Genomic DNA, 21,857 nt, shown 5'->3' on the forward strand with positions numbered 1-21,857 from the left:
CATCATGAATAGTCGACGCAATCAGTTGCGTGAGCGCCTGGCGCAACTTGCTGCGCAGTTGATGGCTGAGCACGGCATTCAGGATTACGGGCTGGCCAAACGCAAGGCTGCGCGGCAGCTGGGCGTGGAAGATGGCTATAACTTGCCTGGCAATCAGGAAATCGAGCTGGCGCTCAAATCGTACCAGGCGCTCTACCATAGCGAATCTCACCCGGCGCGATTGCGCGAGTTGCGTAAAGTCGCGCTGGATACCATGCGCATGCTCACCGACTATCATCCTTATTTAACCGGTTCGGTGCTCAATGGCACGGCCGGACCGCACTCCGATATTAATTTGCAGCTCTTTACCGACAACGAAAAAGAATTCGAGCTGTATCTAATGCAGCGCAATATCCCCTTCAAACAGGGTCAACGTCAGATACACCGGCAGGGGGGGGCAAAAAACATCCCCAGCTTCACACTTAGCCTGGATACAGCAGATGTGGAAATCGCCATTTATCCTGAAGACGAGTTGCGTAGTGTGCCCCGCGGTCAAGCTGACGGCCGTACGCCCAAACGCGCCAAATTGTCACAAGTACAGGCACTGTTAGACGACGTAACGCCCGCCTTACCTGCCATTGAATAGCCCGATATTGGGCACTCCATGTATTCAGGCGTCCACTCGCAAATCATGTCAAGAAATCCGACATACAGTTGAGATCACGACGCCAGACCGCTAGACTCTTGCCCCGATGGGAATTGTTTGGGTTTCCAGAACACCGTGCCAGGGCAAAACAATACGCCAGTTTTTACAGCTGGCACGCATCCTGCATAACCATTCTGAAAAAAACAATATAACCAATAAACAATCGGCACCTCACAATAGAAACGGGACAACCCAAAGGTGACAAGTACAACATGATTCGATTTTTCAGACATTACATACCCGCCCATCTGATATTAATAATGGGGCTGGACCTTGCCGTCATGGTGGCTTCGATCTATCTAGGCATCTCAGTGCGTTTCATCGAGAGCAGCGGCGACCTGCCTTCTTCACTCGGCCCGATACTCCCCAAAGCCGGCTCGTTTGCGCTGGTGATGATGTTGATCATGACTGTATTCGGCATGTACAGCGGCGAATGGATGGCGGGTGCACGCGCCGTTGCAGTCCGCATGATTGCCAGTTTCGCAATGGGTTTCGTGGTCATGAGCCTGCTGTTTTATTTGTTCCCGGATATGTTGCTGGGTCGCGGCGCATTCCTGTTTTCTCTGCTGTTTGCCCTGATTGGTGTAACGCTTACCCGCATTGCATTCGTTAAATGGTCTAATCTCGACACCTTCAAGAAACGTGTCCTGGTGCTGGGAAGTGGCAGCCGTGCTGCCAAGGTGGATCAGCTGATCAAGTCAATGTCATCAGCCCGCAGTCTGCTAGTAGTGGGTTATCTCCCCCTGCAGGGCAACCACCATTATGTAGAGCATGCGCGCGTATTGCATGACACCGCCAGCCTCGGCGAAATCGTCACCAAATACAATATCCATGAAATCGTCATTGCGGTACGCGACCGTCGCGATGGCGGCTTGCCGGTGAGCGAGCTACTGGAATGCAAGTTGCGCGGCATCAATGTCATTGAGCTGTCCTCATTTTTCGAGCGCGAAAATGGTCAACTGCAACTGGAATCACTTAACGCCAGCTGGATCATCCTGTCCGAAGGCTTCAAGCAGGGACTCGCGCGCGACACCATCAAACGCATTTTCGATCTGGTGGTGAGTCTCGTCATCATGCTGATTTCACTGCCCGCCATGGCGCTGACTGCACTGGCAATTTATCTGGAAAGCGGCGGCCCGGTTCTCTATCGTCAGGAACGCGTAGGCCAGCATGGCAAGCCATTCACCATCTTGAAATTCCGCAGCATGCGTCCCGATGCAGAACAAGACGGCAAACCACGTTGGGCGAACAAGGATGACGATCGCACCACACGTACCGGACGTTTTATTCGACGCGTGCGTCTGGATGAATTGCCGCAACTATTCAACGTATTCATGGGACATATGAGCTTTGTTGGCCCGCGGCCTGAGCGTCCTTATTTCGTCGAGGAACTGACCCGGCAGATTCCCTATTACAATAGCCGTCATACCGTCAAACCCGGCATTACCGGCTGGGCGCAGGTATGCTACGCGTATGGCGCCAGCGTTGAGGATGCGGTGGAAAAGCTGCAATATGATTTGTACTATGTCAAAAACCACACCCTGTTTCTTGACATGATGGTCCTGTTGCAGACAGTACAGGTTGTACTCTGGGGCAAAGGTCAGTAAACCCGCCGCTGCCGCCCTATGAATGCCACCCTGATCAGCTACGGTTTTGCATCGGTTGCGTTTGTAGCGCTGAGCGCGATGGCGGTATCGAGGCGCGGCGCCAATCGCACCGGCATGTTCATGGCTGCCAGCCTGGTAAGCGCATTGTGGGCCGGGCTCGCAGCGCTGGATGCCTACCATGGCCAGCACATCTCTTCGCTCACCGCAATTACCGAACTGTTGCGAGATGCCGCATGGCTGTATTTCCTTCTTGACCTGGTGAGCCAGCGCCAGGGCATGCAGTCTAAAACCATGTCCATTCTGCGCGTGGCCGGCTATGTCATGCTGGCATACTGCACGCTGCTAATAGTACGTATCGTGGCGGATTCGTTGAGTATTTTTCCGGACCTCGTTGGTCTACCGGTTCTGGATACACTACTCGGTGGGGCAGTAAGCCGGGTCATCCTGGCAGTGCTTGGCATGGCTTTGGTAGAACAGCTATTCCGCAGTACCCGCAGCGAGGACCGCTGGGGCATCAAATACCTGTGCTTTGGTCTTGGCGGCATGCTGGTCTATGACTTTTACCTATACTCCGACGCCATGCTGTTTCAACATATTGATGCGGAAATCTGGGCTGGACGCGGAATTGTGAATGCATTGTCGGTGCCGCTGATTGCCATTTCCGCCAAACGCAATCCCAACTGGGATCTGCGCGTCACCGTATCCAGACGACTGTTTTTCCATACGGCGGCCTTGCTCGGTGCAGGCGTATACCTGCTGATCATGGCAGGCGCAGGCTATTACATCCGCACCTTTGGCGGAGAATGGAGCAGTATCCTGCAGGCTGCATTCCTGTTCGGCGCATTCGTGATCCTGCTGTCCATTCTATTTTCCGGCACGCTGCGGGCACGGGTGCGGGTATTTATGAGCAAGCATTTTTTCAGTTACACCTACGACTATCGCGATGAATGGCTCAATTTCACCCGCATCCTGTCGCAGGGTGATCCTGGCGAACAGCTATGCACGCGCGCCATCCAGGCCGTTGCGGGATTGGTGGAAAGCCAGTCGGGCGCCTTGTGGCTAACGCGCGAACCCCATCGTTTCACCCGCATAGTTAGCTGGAACCTGCACCACGCCGATGGCGAGGAACCTGTCGATGGCGCCCTGGCGGAATTTCTTACCCAGCGCGAATGGGTAATCAATCTGGATGAATATCGCAGCCAGCCCGAGCTCTACGAAGGCCTGCAGCTGCCTGCCTGGATCAACGCCATCCCAGATGCCTGGCTGCTAGCGCCACTACTGGTGCGCGACAAACTGATCGGATTCATGATTATCGGTCACTCCCTGGGAAAAATTCCATTCAACTGGGAAGTGAGCGATCTGGTCAAGACCGCTGCGCGCCAAGCCGCCGCCAACCTGGCCCAGATGGAGGCTGCGGAGGCCCTTACCGTAGCGCGCCAGTTCGAATCGTTCAACCGCATGGCGGCATTTGTCGTGCACGACCTGAAAAACCTCATCGCACAGCAATCCCTTCTGGTGTCCAATGCCGGTAAATACAGGCACAACCCGGAGTTCGTGGACGACATGATCAGCACTGTGGAAAGCTCGGTAACGCGCATGGATCGTCTGCTGCAACAGCTCAAGGGCAGTCAGCCGGTGGCGCTGATCGACCAAAAAATCGAACTGGGCCGACTGCTTGCCGAAATTATCGGCGAGAAACATGTCTATCGGCTCAAGCCCGTGCTGCAGATGGAAGCCGCTTCCATCGAAGTCAATGCCGATCATGAGCGCCTCAAACGCGTGCTCGGCCACATCCTGCAAAATGCGCTGGAAGCCACCCCCTACGATGGCCATATTGAGGTGCAGCTGTCGCGCCAGGACGACGATGCAGTGATAGACATCACCGATACCGGTTGCGGTATGGATGATACCTTCATCCGCGAACGCCTGTTCCGCCCGTTCGATTCCACCAAAGGCTCCGGCATGGGCATTGGCGCCTACGAATGCCGCGAATACATTCTCGAACTGGGCGGCAGAATCGACGTGACCAGTAAACCCGGGCAGGGGACTACTTTCAGCATCCATATCCCCGCAGAAAACACGCGGCGGGAAACAGGCAATTTGACTCAAGGAGAAATCGCGTGAGCGATAACAAACCCACACTACTCGTAGTCGAGGACGACCCCGGGTTGCAAAAGCAGCTACGCTGGAGCCTGGATGGGTATGACATACAACTGGCGGCCGACCGTGAAGCCGCGCTCAATCAGATTCGTCGCTTCGAGCCGGCAGTGGTATTGCTCGATCTCGGCCTGCCACCGTTTCCCGACAGTGCCGAGGAAGGACTCGCCACTTTGCAACAAATCGTAGCCATCGCGCCTTCCACCAAGGTAATCGTGGTAACGGGCAATCAGGATCGCGCAAATGCCGTCAAAGCCATCAGCCTGGGCGCCTATGATTTTTACCAGAAGCCATTCGATCCGCAAATTCTGGACATGATCATTGCGCGCGCATTTCGCGTGCACGGTCTGGAGCAAGAGAACCGCGTGCTCCAGCAACAAAGGCCTGGCGAAGTCATGCACGGCATTATCACCAGCGCACCTGGCATGGTCCGCGTATGCCGTACCGTGGAAAAAGTCGCTCCCTCCGACGCAACCGTATTGCTGCTGGGTGAATCCGGTACCGGCAAGGAGGTCCTGGCACGCGCTCTGCACCGGCTCTCCAACCGGGCCAGTGAACGTTTTGTCGCCATCAACTGCGCAGCCATACCCGAGGCCTTGCTTGAATCCGAGCTGTTCGGCTACGAAAAAGGCGCATTCACCGGAGCTGCCAAACAGACTATCGGAAAAATTGAATACGCCAGCAAAGGCACCCTGTTCCTCGATGAAATCGGCGACTTGCCGCAACCTCTGCAGGCCAAGTTATTGCGTTTCCTGCAGGAGCGCGTCATCGAGCGCCTGGGCGGCCGTGGCGAAATCCCGGTTGATGTGCGGGTGATCGGGGCCACCCACCAGAATCTTGAAAACCTGATCCAGGCCGGCAGCTTCCGCCAGGACTTATACTACCGCCTGAGTGAAATCAGCGTGACAATCCCCCCGCTACGGGAGCGTCAGGGCGACGCCGCCTTGCTCGCCCACGCCTTCCTGGAAAAATTCAGCACTCAGCAAAACCGCACCCTGAAAGGCTTCACAGCCGACGCCATTGAAACCATCGAAGCCTACCCCTGGCCAGGAAACGTACGCGAAATGGAAAATGTCATCAAGCGCGCGGTCATCATGGCGGAGGGCACGCAGATCACCGCCCAGGATCTGGGCCTGAAAGCTGGTAGTGCCGAATCCGAACCGCTCAACCTGCGCCAGGTGCGTGAAGAAGCCGATCGGCGTGCTGTGATCCGCGCCCTGGGGCGTACCAATGGCAATATCGTGCAGGCTGCGGAGCTTTTGGGCGTTAGCCGGCCTACCTTGTATGACTTGATCAACCGTTGTGGCCTGAAATAAATTTTCCGTGACCATCAACCACATGGCCGATAACGCCATTAGTTGCGGCGTGGTAGCATGATCTTCAAATTTTAAAGGGAAACATGGATATGTTGCGGCTGGACTTGCTGTTGTTATTTATGCGCCTTGTCTTACCACAACACTACTGAGACCGGCTGATTTGCCTGCATTATTCAGACAATTTCTGCATCCGGCCACCATGATACCCACCAATAATTAAAAAAAATAATATCCCAGGAGACTGACGTGCCCTCTATATCCCGCCTACATATTGCATTGCTGCTGACCCTATTCGCTACAGCAGCTTGCGGCGATTCCGCTTCAAAATATCTGTCCGAGGCCAAACAATTACAAGCACAGGGCGACGACAAAGCCGCCATCATTCAGCTCAAGAACGTCCTGCAAAAAGATGACAAAAATGCCGAGGCACGCTATCTGCTGGGTATTGCCTATAACCGCAGCGGCAATTACGCCTCGGCGGAAAAAGAGCTGCGGCGCGCACGCGACGCCGGGTATTCCCCGGACAAGGTAGTGGTTGCGCTGGCCGAAGCGCTGCAGGGACAAGGTGCTTTCCAGCGGGTGATTGAGGAAATCACCCTGCCTCAGGGTGCTTCCGGGCCGCTCCAGGCGCAGATCCTCGTCGCCCGCGGCAACGCCGAATTGGGTCTGAATGAACCTGACAAAGCCGGCAAACTGTTCAACGAAGCTCTTAAAGCGGCACCCAATTCCGCTTCGGCGCATTTGGGGCTGGCACGCATCGCCGCCGCCAAAGGCAGCCTGGATAGCGCCCTCGGCGAAATCGAGAACGCCTTGAAGCTGGCGCCCACGGATCGGGGCGCCAGGCAGATGAAAGCGGATCTGCTGCGCCTGAAAAACCAGCCCGAAGCCGCGCTCGTTGCCTACCGCGAGGCGATCAAAAGCGATCCAACCAACTCCGCCGCCCATCTCAGCATTGCCTCCATTTATCTGGCGAGTAATAAATTGGCTGAAGCCCAGCAGGAAATCGAAGCGGCGCGCAAACTCGGTCCCAACAACCTTTCCGTGCGTTATATGCAGGCGCTGGTGGATTTCCGTGGTGGCAAGCTCGACGCGGCGCGAGACAACTTGCAGGAGGTGTTGAAATCTGCGCCAGAATACCCGCCTGCACTGCTGCTGTCTGCCGCAGTCAACTATGCGCAGGGCTCCTACGAACAAGCTGCGAGCCAGCTCGGCAAGGTGCTGGAAAAAGCGCCTGCCAACGCCTATGCGCGCAAGTTGCTGGCCGCCACCCAGGCCAAACTGGGCCAGAGTGCGCAGGCACTGGTAACCTTGCAGCCACTCAAACCGGAGGAGTCGAACGACCCCCAGCTGCTGGCGCTGGCCGGTGACCTCTACCTGCACACCAATAATTTCACCAAAGCCAACCAGCTTCTGGAAAAAGCCGCCTCCATCGACCCCAAGAGCGCCGCAATCCGCACCGGGTTAGGCGTGAGCCGTCTCGCCAGCGGCGACACCGACCGAGCGCTGGCCGACCTCGAATCCGCCGCAACCCTGGATACTGGAGCCGGCGCGCACAAAGCCGGCACGCTGCTGATCCTGACGCTGATGCGTGACAAAAAATACGACCGCGCCCTGCAAGCCATCGCCGATCTGGACAAAAAACAGCCCAACAATCCGATCACCTACAATTTGCGTGGCGGCGCATATCTGGGCAAAAAAGACCTGGGCAACGCACGCAAGAGTTTCGAGCAGGCGCTGGCAATCAAACCGGATTTTTTTCCGGCTGCTGCCAATCTTGCGCAACTCGACCTGCAGGCAAACAGCCCAGCCGCCGCACGCAAGCGCTTCGAGACGCTGCTCCAGCACGATGCCAACAACACCCAAGCGATGCTGGCGCTGGCCCAGCTATCCGCCCGGGCAGGGCAGGAAAAGGATTACCTGAGCTGGCTGGAACGGGCTGTCAGGACGGCACCCAATGCGCTGCAGCCGCGTCTGCTGCTGGCCGATTACTACCTGCGTAAAAACGACTTCTCCAAAGCTCTGGTGCTGGCCAGAGAAGCCCGTACCGCCAATCCCGGCAGCCCGGACGCACTGGATATGCTCGGCAATGCCCAACTGGCGGCTGGCGATAAGGACAACGCTCTCGCCAGCTTCCAGAAACTGGCCGAAATGGCGCCGCAATCCCCCGCGGCTCAGGTTCGGATCGCCCAGGCACAGCTGGCACTCAAACAAACCGACAAAGCGCGCGCTGCGCTCAATCGTGCACTCCAGATCAAACCTGATTTCCTTGATGCCCAGACCGCCCTGATTGCCCTCGACATTCAGGACAAACACTACGATCAGGCCATCCAGATGGCACACAAGGTACAGCAGCAACTGCCGCGCGCCCCTGTTGGTTGGGTGCTGGAAGGCGATACCCAGTTGATGCAAAAACAGCCCGCACTGGCACTGCAAAAATATGAAACCGCCTGGCACCTGCAAAACAGTGGTCCGCTGGCCGTTAAACTCCACAACGCCAAAGTGCTGTCCGGCAAAGCTGCTGAGGCGGATGCCGGGCTGCTTGGCTGGCTCAAGGCGCACCCCGATGATGCCGCTAGCCGCGCCTATTTGGCGCAGAACGCCATGGAACGTGGCAACTATGCACTGGCCAATACCAATTACGCCACATTGCTGGAAAAATCCCCCAGCAACATTTTGATCCTCAACAACTACGCATGGAGCCTGCAGCGCGCCGGCGACACAAGAGCATTGGATTATGCCGAACGCGCCTACAAGCTTGCCCCCGACAATACCGCCGTTATGGATACTCTGGCCGAAATATTGATGAATCGAGGACAAACCGGGCGCGCCATACAACTATTCCAGCAGGCGTTGTCAAAGTCACCTGACAACACTGAGATCGAGTACCACTACATCCAGGCACTGGCAAAATCCGGCGACACTGCTCGTGCACGTAGTGAACTTGAACGCCTGCTCGCCAGTGGTGCCGCATTTTCACACGAGACTGAGGCGCGTACGCTACTTAAGCAACTGCAAGGCAAGGCAAATTAACTACTGAGATTCAAGAATCTTTTCAGGGAACGAACATGTTACTTAAACCACTCCAGTCGGCTTTGATTCTTGCATTATTGGCCACGTCCACCCTGCAAGGCTGCGACCATAACGCCAACCTGACCGAGCAGCAACTCATCCAGCGCGCCAAGGATTTTGAGGACAAAGGCGACCTAAAGACAGGCGTGATTGAACTGAAAAATGCACTGCAGAAAAATCCCAACAGCCCGCAAGCCAGGCTGCTACTCGGAGAAATGTACCTAAAATCCGGCATGGGTGCGGAAGCTGAAAACGAACTTCAAAAAGCTCAAAAACTGGGTGTAAACCAGGAAACCATCAAACCTCTTCTAGGCGAAGCCTTGTTGCTGATGGGAAAATACGATCAAGTACTGGCCGAAATTCAACCCGGCGACACAACCTCCAAACCAAACCTGGGGCGCATTTATCAAATGCGCGGCGAGGCTTTGCTTAAAACGGGTAAATTGCAAGAGGCGTGCAACCTGTTTCAGCAATCGCTCGATACCGATACGAGCAATCCACCGACTTATTGGGGGCTGGCGCAATGCGCCGTAGCGAATAAAGAAATGAGCAAAGCGAAAGCCTTGCTCGATACCGCTCTCAAGATCAATGACAAACAGGCCAAGACCTGGATATTTATTGGCGATCTGGAACAATTCAATAAAAATTCGCAAGGTGCACTGACCGCTTATACCAACGCGCTGAAAACCGAACCGGGTAATCTGGAAGCACTACAAAACCGCGCCATCATCAATGTCACACTTGGGCAATTGGATCCCGCTCGAACTGATATCGAGAAAATACGCAAAATAGCGCCGAAATCGCTGCTTTCCAAATACACACAAGCCTTATTGTCCTTTAAACAGCAAAAATACTCAGAGGCGCGCGATGCCCTGCAGGAAGCATTGCAAATCGCTCCAGATCACACCCCTACTCTGTTGCTATCAGGTGCCGTGAACTATGCACAAGGCTCGTACGAACAAGCCGCCAACCAACTCGAAAAAGTCCTCGAAAAAGCACCCGGCAGCGCATATGCACGCAAACTGCTCGCTGCCACACAAGTCAAGCTCGGTCAGGACAACCTGGCGCTGGCCACCTTGCAGCCACTTCATCCGGATCAATCCAGCGACCCGCAGTTACTGGAACTTGTAGGTGGTATTTATTTGCACAACAAGGAATACACAAAAGCCAGTCAACTGCTGGAGAAAGCCGCTTCGATTGATCCAAAAAATGCTTCTATTCGTACCGGCTTGGGTGTGAGTCTCCTCGCGAGTGGCGAAACAGCGCGTGCCTTGGCCGACCTGGAATCCGCCGCTGCGCTGGATACTGGCACAGGTACCGGTGCACGCACAGCAGACACACTGTTGATCATGACACTACTGCGCGAAAAACAATATGACCGCGCGTTGCTGGCCATCGCTGATCTGGACAAAAAACAACCCAACAATCCTCTCATCTACAATTTCCGCGGGGGTGCTTATGTAGGAAAAAAAGATCTAGATAAGGCGCGTAATAGTTTCGAGCAGGCGCTGGCAATCAAACCAGATTTCTTCCCCGCCGCCGCCAATCTGGCGCAACTTGATCTGCAAGCGAATAACCCCGCCGCCGCACGCAATCGTTTTGAGGGCATCCTCAAGGTAGACAAGAATAACTTGCAAGCCATGATGGCCTTGGCCGAACTGGCCTCCATCAACAAACAGGAAAAGGAATATGTCGATTGGCTGGAAAAAGCGGCCAAAGCACACCCAGAAGCTATCCCGCCCCGTGCCCTACTCGTCCAGTATTACCTGGCCAAAAAAGAACCCCAGAAAGCCTTGGCCCTCGCCAAAGAAGTGTCCAACGCCAACCCGGACAATCCCGAGGCACTTAATTTGCTGGGCACCACACAACTGGCCACCAATGATATAACCAGCGCCATTACCACCTTCACTAAGCTGACGACAAAAGCCGAGCAATCGCCTGATGCCTATCTGCGTTTGGCCCTTGCCCAAATCGCCAATAAAAATATGACGGATGCTCGTGCTACCTTGCAGAAAGCCCTGCAACTTAAACCGGACCACCTGCAAACTTTGGACACGTTGCTCCGTCTGAATGTTACCGAAAACAAACTCGATGCTGCCTTGCAGATTGCCCGGCAAATTCAAACGCTGCACCCCGAATCACCGGTGGGTTACGACCGTGAAGCCGATATTCAGCTTGCCCAGAAACACCTGCCTCAAGCAATCAAGGCTTATGAGCAGGCGCTGACTAAGGGCGCCGGTTCAACCGGACTTATCAAGCTGTTGAGTGCCCAGTTTCAGGCTGGCAATGTTAAACCAGCCGAGACACGCCTAAACGATTGGCTCAAACAACACCCGGGTGACAATGCTGTACGCGCCTATGCCGCCTCGTACTATATGTTCCGCGGTCGGGATAAGGACGCCATTGCCCAATACCAAGAAATCCAGCGACAGGCCCCAAATAACGTCGTCGTTCTCAACAACCTCGCCAGCCTATATCAGCGCGAGAACGACAGCCGCGCCCGGGCAACCGCCGAGCAGGCCCTGAAACTCGCCCCTGACAACGCGGCCGTTCAGGACACACTGGGCTGGATACTTGTGCAACAGGGGCAAGCGCCACAGGGCTTGGGACTTCTGCGCAAGGCCATACAGACCTCCAAAACTGCCTCCATACGCTACCACTATGCCGTCGCTTTGGCCCGCACCGGAGATAAGCCACAAGCTCGGAAAGAACTCGAGAAACTGCTCGTCGATGCCCCGAAATTCCCCGAGGCAGAGGCTGCCAGGACCCTACTCAAGAGCCTCTGAAGCAGTTAGATTCCACATCTAAGTCAGTTCAAATAGATCGGCCATCCATGCTACGCGATGGAAGAAATTGCACAGTGGGGCAAAGCATGGATGGTGTCAGGCAGCTGCGTCACATCAGGGATTCGCCCAAGAAACGACGACTGACAAGGCGGCTGTCGGTCAATACCTTGCACGTTTGGCACTCAATCTTCATTTCTGGGTGTGTGGGGGTTTCTGGCAGATTCCTGAGCCAGTAGCGCCTCAGCGCTGACTTGGTAGGCTGTATATCCTGATGCCGCGTCAATATGTACTGTGTTGAGGCACCAATAAAAAAAGCCCCAGGTCTCTCTGGGGCTTTAAATATTTTGCTGGGAAAAAGCTATTTGTTCATGCCTCCGTTCCCTGACGTCACTTATTTCTTGGCGCGACGACGGCTGGCAAAACCCATTCCCACCAAACCAATACCCAGCAAGGCAAGCGAAGCGGGCTCGGGTACCGTGGTCAGGTATGCATCACCATTGGAGTTGACCACGAAACTCGCACAGCTCGCACCACCGTCAAAGCTACATGTACCTGTGCCGGTAACTGCCGCGACTGAGTTATTCGTTTGAGCCTCAAACAGGATTTTGTTCAGGTCAAGGGCAGTGCCCGTGCTATCTTTAAGCTGGAAGCCGTTTAACAGGCTGGTCAGGATAATGTCAGAAACCGATTGACCATTCTTTCCAGCAAAGCCCGTGGTGCCATTCAAATTGCCGCCAATACCGTTGAGAATGCCGGTTGCTTGGGGGCTGAAGGGGCTATTGTAGAGTTGCGCACCGAAGCTCCCGCTGTCGAACACAAAGTTGAAGCTGCCATCAGCATTCAAACTAGTCACATGCCCCATGACATTCGTGAAGTTGAACTGGAGCTGATCGGCGGCGGCCAAAAGTAATAACGGCGATGTAGGAGAAACATAATCACCCGAACCAACTACATTATTCTGTACATATGAAATGTTGTAGATAGAACCCGTCTCCGCAAACCTTGCACCGACAAAGACGGAACCAGTACCGTTCACTTCCTGCTCAATCGCCGAGCTGCCGCCCGTTAGTGATAGGCGCCCGATGTTGGCGTAGGTATCGCCATTAATAACCATTTGCCATGCATCAAGTACTGCTGCTTGCGCAGGTACTGTGAATGCCGAGAACAGCCCCGCCGCCGCAACACTTAAAACAATTTTTTTGAGTTTCATAATAATCTCCTGAACATATAATTACTGGCAAAGTTGCCAATATTGTTGATTTGGCAAGATAGCATAAGCATGGTCTGTGCCAATTATTATATTTTCATAATAATCATAGTGTTATAAAAAATACAGTCAATTTCCTTGTATTGCGTGTAAAAAAAACCGACATCTGAACACGCAATTACTTTAGTCAATAGAACCCAACCTTTCATGAGTCCCCTCACCCACCAGTAACTCCTCCACTCCCTTACGCGTCGATCTCGCCCAAGGCCTAGGCCCCGCCCCGGTTCGTCCCATGAAGAACACCCGCTCGACCTGCCCGGCTCCGAGCAAGCAACCCAAGCGTTCATTCAACCGCTTCACCTGCGCCAACGCGGCTTGCGTCCGGGTAAAAGTCAAGCCCTGGCGGTGGTAGCGTGTAAAGATCACCGGCGTCATCTCCGGCTGGATCAACCAGCCTAGGCGGGTCGCAGTCAGCCAGAAGCGCTGCATGGCGCGGCCGGCGGCGATGTAGTCATCCACGGAAATGAGCGGCGCGGGGGCAATCAGAGCGAAGTGGGCGCCACAGCGCAAGCCGGGAAGCAGGTCCATCTGCAGCCGAGGCGGCAGGTGTCCCAAAAGATAGGTGTTAAAAAAACCGACACGCCCCCAACTGACCATGGCCCAGCGCATGAAGCGTGCGGTCAGCGGGTCTACGCCAACCGCCTGGCCCGGAACCTTGTCGGTGCTGAATTGGGCGTCCCATTCGATGATGGACTTGTGCACCGCGTAGGCTTCGGGGATGGTGAGGCGCACCTTGGCGTTGTCGAACATAAACTTGGCCAGGCGCCAACGCTGGGCCAAGCCTTCGTACCAGACCACGGAATAGCCCTCAGGTAAGGAACCGGAGAGGGCCTGTTTTTGCTCGGCGCTCAGGGGCCGGGTGGACATGGGGCGGCGCTGGACCACGCGCGCTTCAATGCAGGGCAGCAGGGGATCGGGCGTCATGCCCGCTTCTGGCCGGAAGCGTACATCGAACAGCAAGTGGGTTTCCGGCGTGTCGGGCCGACGCTGGATGGTGGCTGAGCGCCCCGTAGCGCTGGCGGCGATGACCATGGTTTCCAGCAGCGCACCGATGGCCAGCTGGCTGGCGTGACCATCCAGGTCATAAACCACATGGTCGCGGGTATCGAGACCGTGTACCAGAATGTGTTCGTCGCCGAGAATCTCGAAACGCCACGGTTGCGTATTGTCGCCGCTGGGTGCCCAGCGCGCCAGATCCAGGATGCGTTCGAGGTGTTGCGCAATGGCATTCATCCTAGATTCCCAGTTGATGACGGGCGATGGCAATGGCCAGCCGGTTAAAAGGATGGCGATTGCCGCCTGGCCGCCAGGTATGCGCCAGCTTGTTGCGGTAGCCATCGAACTGGATGCCGTGGGGTGCCGCCCAGACCTTGCCGCGTCCGAGCAATATCTTGAGGGCTTCAGTGGCAGCCACGCCGGCACAGAGCTGGCAGGCCATGATGGTGGAGGGACCGCGACGTTCCTTGAGATTGACACGGGTCTTGTCCGCCAGGTAATGGCGGTGCAGCAGGGCAGGGGCAAGGCCGACCAGAAAACGCAAGGCTTTTTCCAGTTCAGGCCGGCCATCCAGTTGGAAGTAGTCTTCGAAGCTCATGCCGCCGGGCAGGAAGTTGAGCAGCGCGGCGCTCATGCCGAGGGGGGCGACGGTGACCGCCGGGATGCCGTGTTGGGCGCAATGGGCAAAAACCCGCTCGCGCGCATCGAAAGCGAAGAAGTCGAGGCCGTCGATATAGAGATCCACGTCCTGAAAGAAAGCCTGGAGATTGCCCTCGTTCACGCCTTGCGGGTAAATGGCCAGGTCGGATTCGGGGTTGATGTCTCGCACCATTTCGGCCAGGACTTCAACTTTTGGGCGTTCCAGGCTGCTCATGCCGGCGCCGGTCTGACGATTGAAGTTGGCAAGCTCGAATGTGTCGAGGTCGGCTATATTGAACTTCTCTATTCCTAGACGAGCAAGGGTCAACAGATGGAAACCACCAACCCCTCCCATGCCGGCAATAGCCACGCGCTTGTGCCGCAGACGCTGCTGTTCATCAAGAGTAAGCCAGCCGATATTGCGTGAAAATGCAGTTTGATAGGAGAAACCGGACATAGCCAGAACCCGTTGGGTAACAGGGGGAGTATAAAGCGCGCCCGTCCGGGTGTCAGCTATGGGTTCCGTGCAGCAGGCGCTGGGTGATTCCCTCTTCATCCTGCTGTGAAAATCCATACGGGTACAAGGATTTTTCGCCTGGCGGCTTGTGCGTCAACCCCCCCAGCTCTTCGATCTGCTGCCTGGCATAGGACAAATCCAGGCGCAACAGCACTGCCGGTGCATTGACGCGACTGCATAGGCGCTCCTCGCCCAACAGCTCAAAGCCCAACATGCGCCGATAAAATCCCACATGACGAGGATTCACCTCGATCACAAAATCAGTTCCATGATGGATATTATGACCATAGATGAAGGAGATATGAAACAGCGCAGCGAGAACGGGCTTGGAACCCAGGCCCTCATCCAAGGCAAGCTTGATGATTTCGCATACACGCCGTCCTTGGGCGCGCAGACTATCCACTTCCGGTTTGTAAAGCTCATCCACCAGCAATCCAACCGGGGAATCCAGGCCCAAGGTGAGCGTCCCTACAATCTTATCTTTATCGAATGCAAGTAGCGTGATGCGATTCGGGTCATGGCCGATCTCGCTGGTTTGATAACCACGCCAGGAATACATTTTTTGAATTAACAGGCTGGCTGATTGGACTCTATCCTCGCTGGCCGCCAACCGAATCTTGAATTTTTGCTGTTCAAGCGCGACATTTTGTGTGCTAACTTGCTCACCGCTTTGCGGAATGCACAATTCCCTCAGCTTATGGGGGGACTGAAACTCCACAATGGTCTTGGACCACTCGTCTGCCGGTTTTCTGCGTTGAATAGTCATCATTTTACTACCTGTGAGACCCACTACAAATTAACGAGACACCGATTAATTACAGATGCTTATTGAATTTAACGGATAAAACAGCAGACAGTTTAGAAAAAAACAAATCTCAAGAAACGGAAGTTGCAGATTGTTGGCCCCGACGTGACCTGTACATAACTCCATAAGTTTCTTCTATTTATATTTGAGCCTGTTTGAGCCACTCTGCCGCATCCAGAGCAGAATATGTAAGGATACCGTCAGCTCCGGCACGCTTGAAGCATAGCAGAGATTCCAATACGCATTTCTTTTCATCCAACCAGCCATTGGCGGCCGCAGCCTTGAGCATGGCGTATTCGCCGCTTACCTGATAAGCGTAGGTCGGTACACCAAAAGTATCTTTTACCCGCCGCAAGATATCGAGATATGGCATGCCAGGCTTGACCATGACCATATCTGCGCCTTCCTCTATGTCCTGCGCTACTTCACGCAGCGCCTCGTCACTGTTGGCGGGATCCATCTGGTAGGTTTCCTTGCTGCTCGCACCCAGATTGGCTGTGGACCCCACTGCGTCGCGGAATGGCCCATAAAAATTGGAGGCATATTTGGCCGCATACGCCAGAATTCGCGTGTGGATATAGCCTGCGGCATCCAGCGCCTGGCGTATGGCGCCTACACGCCCATCCATCATGTCCGATGGTGCCACCACGTCGGCGCCAGCTTCGGCATGAGCCAACGCTTGTTGCACCAGCACATCGATCGTCGCATCATTCATCACATAACCCTGGGCATCGATCAGGCCGTCCTGCCCATGGCTGGTATAGGGATCGAGCGCGATGTCGGTAATGACGCCCAATCCCGGAAATCTTTGTTTGAGCGCACGCACGGTGCACGGTACCAGACCGCCAGGATTAAATGCCTCCTCCGCGCCCAATGTTTTCAATCCGGGTTCGATAACCGGGAACAGAGCAATTGCCGGGATGCCCAGGTTGACGCATTGCGCAGCAACCTCCAGCAGCAAATCCAGAGAAACCCGGTTCACCCCCGGCATCGAACTGATAGTCTCGCTTCGACCCGCGCCATCCAGCACAAAAACCGGGTAGATTAGGTCATCCGCCGAGAGCCGGTTTTCACGCATTAATCGCCGTGAGAAATCGTCTCGGCGCATGCGCCGCATCCGCGTCTTCGGATACTTACTTCCTGCATTAATAATCATATTAATCAATTATTTGATAAAGAGTTTAAAAAAAAATGAACTTCTTTATTAACGAGCCATCTTATCTTGCAGACGGCTCGCTGCCGTCTCCCGCTTCTCCTCCCTGAGCGGGCGCCTCGACACCAGTTGAGGCTTTTTTGGCCCCGGTTTTACTCCCCTTTAACCGGGGCTCTTTTATGCCCGCTATTTTTGTGTCAATACCAAGCCATCTGGCAAACACCTCTCCCGCTTCATCCATGCCAAGACGTTTTGGACTTGAAAACAGCTGCGCTGTGTAGAGCGGCGACAAGGCGGCAAGTTCCTTGCTCACAAAACGTAAAGTACTCAAGGAATCACTGCGATTCAACTTGTCGCTTTTGGTCAGCAAGCAGTGCACTGGTTTGCCGGTGGGCAAAAACCATTCCAGCATCTGCCGATCCAGGTCGGTCATCGGATGACGAGAATCCATAATCAGGATCAGGCCTGCAAGCTGTTCACGCTGTGCCAGATATTGCGCCAGCAACTCACGCCAATGATCTTTAATGGCTCCTGGCACTTTGGCATAGCCGTAGCCGGGCAAATCCACCAAAAAACGATTCTGCCCCAGACTGAAATAATTGATGTGTTGTGTTCGGCCCGGGGTTTTGCTGACGAAAGCCAGTCGAGTCCGGTTAGCCAGCGTATTGATTGCGCTGGACTTACCGGCATTTGAGCGCCCGGCAAAAGCCACCTCAATGGCGCTTTCGGGAGGCAAGTCGCGTAAATGATTTACCGTGGTGTAAAACTCTGCTTGCTGAAATAGATTCATGTATAGGTATTCCGGGAACTGGCGTCGAAACCAAAACGCAGCTAAAATATTAGCTTTTTAGAATGTTACGGTAAGAGGAACTCACTAAAATGAAATACACCATGGCGCTTGCGGCGCTTGCCGCGTTCACTGCCCTCTCCCCGGCTCAGGCTGAAGTCGCCACCACCAAAGGTGACCCAGCCAAAGCTCAACAGCTGGTGACATCGGTTTGCGCAGCCTGCCACGGTGCAGACGGCAACAGCACATCGCCGGCCAATCCGAATCTGGCTGGTCAAGGAGCAGAGTATATCACCAAGCAATTGATGGACTTTAAGTCCGGCGCACGCAAGAGTCCGATCATGCAGGGTATTGTTACCTCCAACAACCTGACCCCGGACGACATGAAAAACCTGGGCGCCTACTTCTCTGCACAGACACCCAAACCAGGTAGTGCCAAAAATAAGGACTTGGCCCTTGCAGGCGAAAAAATATACAAGGGTGGAAATGCGGGTAGCGGCGTTCCCGCTTGTGCTGCCTGCCACGGACCTACAGGCGCGGGCATTCCAGTACAATTCCCACGCCTTGCTAGCCAGCACAGTGAATATATTCTGGCGCAATTACACAACTTCTGGAATGGCGACCGCGCCAACGACGGAGGCAAAATGATGCGTGTCATCGCTTCAAAATTGACCGATCAGGAAATGAAAGCCGTTGCTGAATATATTTCCGGTCTGCATTAAATTACCCAGCCTGCCGGAACCTGCCGGCATATAAGCAATCAATAGGGGGTGGCGCGAGTCACCCCCTATTTTTCCAGGCACGCCATGAGCAAATCCTCCGCCACATTCTCAAAATCAGTATACGAACTGATGAGTTCGATGCGCTTTGCCATCAGTTTGTTAACGGTACTGGCTATTGCTTCAATTATTGGGACAGTGCTCAAGCAAAACGAGCCATATCTCAATTACATACTTCAATTTGGTCAATACTGGTTTACTGTATTCAAGTGGCTTGGACTCTATGACGTTTACCGCACCACCTGGTTTGTGACCATACTGGCTTTCCTGGTCGCATCCACCAGCACCTGCATCTACCGCAATATGCCCAGCATGCTACGGGAAATGCGCAGTTATCGTGAACAAGCCAGCGAAAATTCGTTACGTCACTTTCAGCATCATGCAGAATTCACTACGGCCGGCACCCATCTCGAAATATTGACCCAGTATCTGACGGAACAAGGTTATCGTTACAAACAGCGCACACTGGATAATGACGCAGGCACCTTGTTGGCAGCCAAGGTGGGCAGCGTTAACCGGCTCGGATATATATTCACGCATGCGGCGATTGTAATTATCTGCCTGGGCGCTCTGATTGACAGCAATATTCCGCTCAAGATTGAACAGGCCTTCGGGCTGAAACGCATTGAGACGCGCGACATTCCCGAGAGCCAGGTACCCGCCATCAGCCGCCTGGCGCCCAACAGCCTGTCGTTTCGCGGCAACGTCACCATCCCGGAGGGCTCCAGCGCCGACGTGGTGTTTCTCAATATCGCCGATGGCTACATGGTGCAGGATTTGCCCTTCACCATTGCATTGAAAAAATTCCACATCGAGCATTACAGCACCGGGCAACCGAAAATGTTTGCCAGCGACATCGCCATTCTCGACAAAGCTACCGGCAAGCAGATACTGGAGCACACACTAACCGTCAATCACCCTCTCATCTATGATGGCATTGCGATTTTTCAGGCCAGCTTTGGCGATGGCGGCACCAAACTGAAAATGAATGGCTGGAATCTATTCTCACCCGACAGCAAGCCGTTCGATGTGAAGGGAGTGGTCAACAGCAACACCAAAATCACTGCGGATAATCAGCAATACACATTGGAATTCACCGATTTTCGCCCCTTCAATATAGAAAACACTGGTCAACTGCCTTCCGCGGAGCAAGGAAATAAAGATGCGCGCAGCGTGATGGTGGGCAATGCCGTGGGCGACAAATCCAACCTGCATAATGTCGGACCCAGCTTCCAGTACAAGGTGCGCGATGCACAGGGTCAGGCACACGAATACAGCAATTACATGCTGCCCTTATTAGTCGACAAACGCTGGTACATGCTCTCGGGTGTGCGTAATAACCCCGGTGATCCGCTTCACTATATCCGCTTTCCTCTGGACCAGGATCGGCGCCTGGATGGCTTCATGCGTCTACGCAGAATGCTGCTGGACCCATCTACACACGCTGAAATTGCACGCCGTTTCGCTGCCAGTGCTATTCAGGGGGGGAATGTTCCGGTCGATGTACGCGCCAAGTTGGCTGATAGCACAACCAAGATACTCGACCTGTTTGGCAAAGGTGGCTACCAGGCGATGTCGGATTTTATAGAAAAACACATCCCTGCGGCCGAGCGTGATCGGGCTGCTCAAACCTATCTGAAAATTCTGGAATTATCTTCATTTGAAGCCTATATCATGGCAGAGCAGCAAGCGGGCGCCCCGGCACCCAAAGCTGACGAGGAAACCGGCTGGTTTATTCGCGATTCGCTCAATAGCATCAGTGATATCTTTTTTTACGGTGCACCCGTTTATTTGCAATTGGCCGAATATGACCAGGTCAATGCCAGCGGTTTGCAGTTGACACGCTCCCCCGGCGAGAATATTGTTTTCGGCGGCTCTGGATTACTGGTACTGGGCATATTCGCCATGTTCTTTATCCGGGAACGAAGACTGTGGCTACTCGTCAAACCCGGGCAAGTATTGTTTGCCATGTCGAGCAACCGCAAAACCCTGGATTTTGAAAATGAGTTTGAGCGCCATAAGCAGCGCATTTCCGCAATCGTGAAGGACTGAAGCCATGGAACTGACCCAAAACGCTCCGCAGGAATCATTTTTCAAGCGCTTATCGTGGTTCGATTGGCTGTTTGCCGCTTTTCTCCTCGGCGGCGCCAGCTACGCATTAAGCCTGTATAGCAGCTACATGAATGTCTACGATAAAAGCATTTTGCTGGCCGCAGTCGGGGTTTTTTCCATACTCGGCTGGAACTGGAAACCCATTCGCCCCCTGATGATTGGGGTCGCCATATTGAGCCTGTTCGCCATCTCGAATTATCACGGCGATCTGGCGCGTGGCAATCAGGCATTTTTCCTGAAGTATCTGTTTGCCAGCCAGTCTGCCATCATGTGGATGAGCGCCCTGTTCATCATGGCAACCTTGAGCTACTGGCTCAGCCTGGCCACGCGCTCAGAATTCGCCGCCAAGGTAGGCAGCGGATTGACCTGGGCCGCCATCCTGATGGGACTGATCGGCTTGATGGTGCGCTGGTATGAATCCTATCTGATCAGCCCTGATGTAGGCCATATTCCCATTTCCAACCTGTACGAAGTTTTCATCCTGTTTTCCATCATCACTTCATTACTGTATCTGCATTACGAACGGCTCTATAACAACCGCCAAATGGGTGCTTTCGTGTTGCCCGTGATCAGTGCCGCGGTAGGTTTTTTGCTGTGGTATGCATTTGATCGCCAAGCCCAGGAAATCCAACCCCTGGTACCAGCGCTGCAATCCTACTGGATGAAAATCCATGTCCCGGCCAACTTCATCGGTTATGGTTCGTTTTCACTTGCCGCGATGGTGGGCATTGCGTATCTGCTGGCTGCCAAAGGCATACTCGCCTCACGTCTGCCCAAACTGGAAGTGCTGGATGATGTCATGTACAAATCCATCGCGGTTGGTTTTGGCTTCTTCACCATTGCCACGATTCTCGGCTCGCTGTGGGCAGCGGAAGCCTGGGGCGGATACTGGTCCTGGGATCCCAAGGAAACCTGGGCGCTCATTGTCTGGCTCAACTACGCTGCCTGGCTGCATATCCGCCTGGTGAAGGGTTTGCGCGGCCCGATGCTGGCCTGGTGGGCAGTGGTAGGCCTCTTCGTTACCCTGTTCGCCTTTCTGGGCGTAAACATGTTCCTGTCCGGCTTGCATTCCTACGGCACACTCTGATCGCAAGGTATTCCGCCTGCCCCGGGGAAACGCGTCGTGACATGATGGTAGCGATGCATGGATAAAAAAGGCACCTCGTAACCAGCGAGGTGCCT

The 21,857-nt window shown here is 54.4% G+C and carries 15 protein-coding genes; 9 read left to right on the plus strand and 6 right to left on the minus strand.

Annotation, left to right across the window (positions count from 1 at the left end; translation table 11 throughout):
• Positions 1–4: 4 nt before the first annotated feature.
• From ACFDAU_RS14065 to prsT (ACFDAU_RS14090), 6 genes are all read left to right on the plus strand, one after another.
• Entirely contained in the window at positions 5–625 is a 621-nt protein-coding gene (locus ACFDAU_RS14065) for a hypothetical protein (RefSeq protein WP_413437527.1), read from the plus strand.
• Positions 626–945: 320 nt separating this feature from the next.
• Complete coding sequence (locus ACFDAU_RS14070) at positions 946–2,292, plus strand: TIGR03013 family XrtA/PEP-CTERM system glycosyltransferase (RefSeq protein ID WP_413437528.1); 1,347 nt, start codon at positions 946–948, stop codon at positions 2,290–2,292.
• Positions 2,293–2,310: 18 nt separating this feature from the next.
• Positions 2,311–4,416 carry an XrtA/PEP-CTERM system histidine kinase PrsK gene (gene prsK, locus ACFDAU_RS14075; RefSeq protein ID WP_413437529.1) on the plus strand — a complete coding sequence of 702 codons (2,106 nt, stop codon included), beginning with the start codon at positions 2,311–2,313 and terminating at the stop codon, positions 4,414–4,416.
• Positions 4,413–5,765 carry a PEP-CTERM-box response regulator transcription factor gene (prsR, locus tag ACFDAU_RS14080; RefSeq protein ID WP_413437530.1) on the plus strand — a complete coding sequence of 451 codons (1,353 nt, stop codon included), beginning with the start codon at positions 4,413–4,415 and terminating at the stop codon, positions 5,763–5,765. The genes prsK and prsR overlap by 4 nt, the downstream gene beginning before the upstream one ends.
• 246 nt (positions 5,766–6,011) lie before the next feature.
• Entirely contained in the window at positions 6,012–8,795 is a 2,784-nt protein-coding gene (gene prsT, locus ACFDAU_RS14085; protein ID WP_413437531.1) for an XrtA/PEP-CTERM system TPR-repeat protein PrsT, read from the plus strand.
• Positions 8,796–8,830: 35 nt separating this feature from the next.
• On the plus strand, positions 8,831–11,620 hold the full coding sequence (prsT, locus tag ACFDAU_RS14090) for an XrtA/PEP-CTERM system TPR-repeat protein PrsT (RefSeq protein ID WP_413437533.1): 2,790 nt from the start codon (positions 8,831–8,833) through the stop codon (positions 11,618–11,620).
• Positions 11,621–12,011: 391 nt separating this feature from the next.
• Here prsT (ACFDAU_RS14090) and ACFDAU_RS14095 read toward each other — a convergent pair whose 3' ends face one another.
• From ACFDAU_RS14095 to yihA, 6 genes are all read right to left on the minus strand, one after another.
• Positions 12,012–12,830, minus strand: a complete 819-nt coding sequence (locus tag ACFDAU_RS14095; protein WP_413437534.1) for a PEP-CTERM sorting domain-containing protein — start codon at positions 12,828–12,830, stop codon at positions 12,012–12,014.
• A 180-nt stretch (positions 12,831–13,010) separates the two neighbouring features.
• Positions 13,011–14,120, minus strand: a complete 1,110-nt coding sequence (locus tag ACFDAU_RS14100) for a nitroreductase family protein (RefSeq protein WP_413437535.1) — start codon at positions 14,118–14,120, stop codon at positions 13,011–13,013.
• A 1-nt stretch (position 14,121) separates the two neighbouring features.
• Complete coding sequence (locus ACFDAU_RS14105) at positions 14,122–14,979, minus strand: ThiF family adenylyltransferase (RefSeq protein WP_413437536.1); 858 nt, start codon at positions 14,977–14,979, stop codon at positions 14,122–14,124.
• 52 nt (positions 14,980–15,031) lie between these two features.
• On the minus strand, positions 15,032–15,808 hold the full coding sequence (locus ACFDAU_RS14110) for an N-acyl amino acid synthase FeeM domain-containing protein (RefSeq protein ID WP_413437537.1): 777 nt from the start codon (positions 15,806–15,808) through the stop codon (positions 15,032–15,034).
• A 175-nt stretch (positions 15,809–15,983) separates the two neighbouring features.
• On the minus strand, positions 15,984–17,000 hold the full coding sequence (gene hemB / locus ACFDAU_RS14115) for a porphobilinogen synthase (protein WP_413437538.1): 1,017 nt from the start codon (positions 16,998–17,000) through the stop codon (positions 15,984–15,986).
• A gap of 61 nt (positions 17,001–17,061) precedes the next feature.
• Positions 17,062–17,787, minus strand: a complete 726-nt coding sequence (gene yihA / locus ACFDAU_RS14120) for a ribosome biogenesis GTP-binding protein YihA/YsxC (protein WP_413437539.1) — start codon at positions 17,785–17,787, stop codon at positions 17,062–17,064.
• An 89-nt stretch (positions 17,788–17,876) separates the two neighbouring features.
• Here yihA and ACFDAU_RS14125 point away from each other — a divergent pair, with 89 nt between their 5' ends.
• From ACFDAU_RS14125 to ccsB, 3 genes are all read left to right on the plus strand, one after another.
• Complete coding sequence (locus ACFDAU_RS14125) at positions 17,877–18,506, plus strand: c-type cytochrome (RefSeq protein ID WP_413437540.1); 630 nt, start codon at positions 17,877–17,879, stop codon at positions 18,504–18,506.
• Positions 18,507–18,590: 84 nt separating this feature from the next.
• Positions 18,591–20,615, plus strand: a complete 2,025-nt coding sequence (locus tag ACFDAU_RS14130; RefSeq protein ID WP_413437541.1) for a cytochrome c biogenesis protein ResB — start codon at positions 18,591–18,593, stop codon at positions 20,613–20,615.
• Between the two features lie 4 nt (positions 20,616–20,619).
• Positions 20,620–21,762 (plus strand): c-type cytochrome biogenesis protein CcsB, encoded by a 1,143-nt coding sequence (gene ccsB, locus ACFDAU_RS14135; protein WP_413437542.1) that lies wholly within the window; start codon positions 20,620–20,622, stop codon positions 21,760–21,762.
• Positions 21,763–21,857 lie beyond the last annotated feature (95 nt).

Source organism: Sulfuriferula sp. GW1 (assembly GCF_047300855.1).
GTDB lineage: Bacteria > Pseudomonadota > Gammaproteobacteria > Burkholderiales > Sulfuriferulaceae > Sulfuriferula.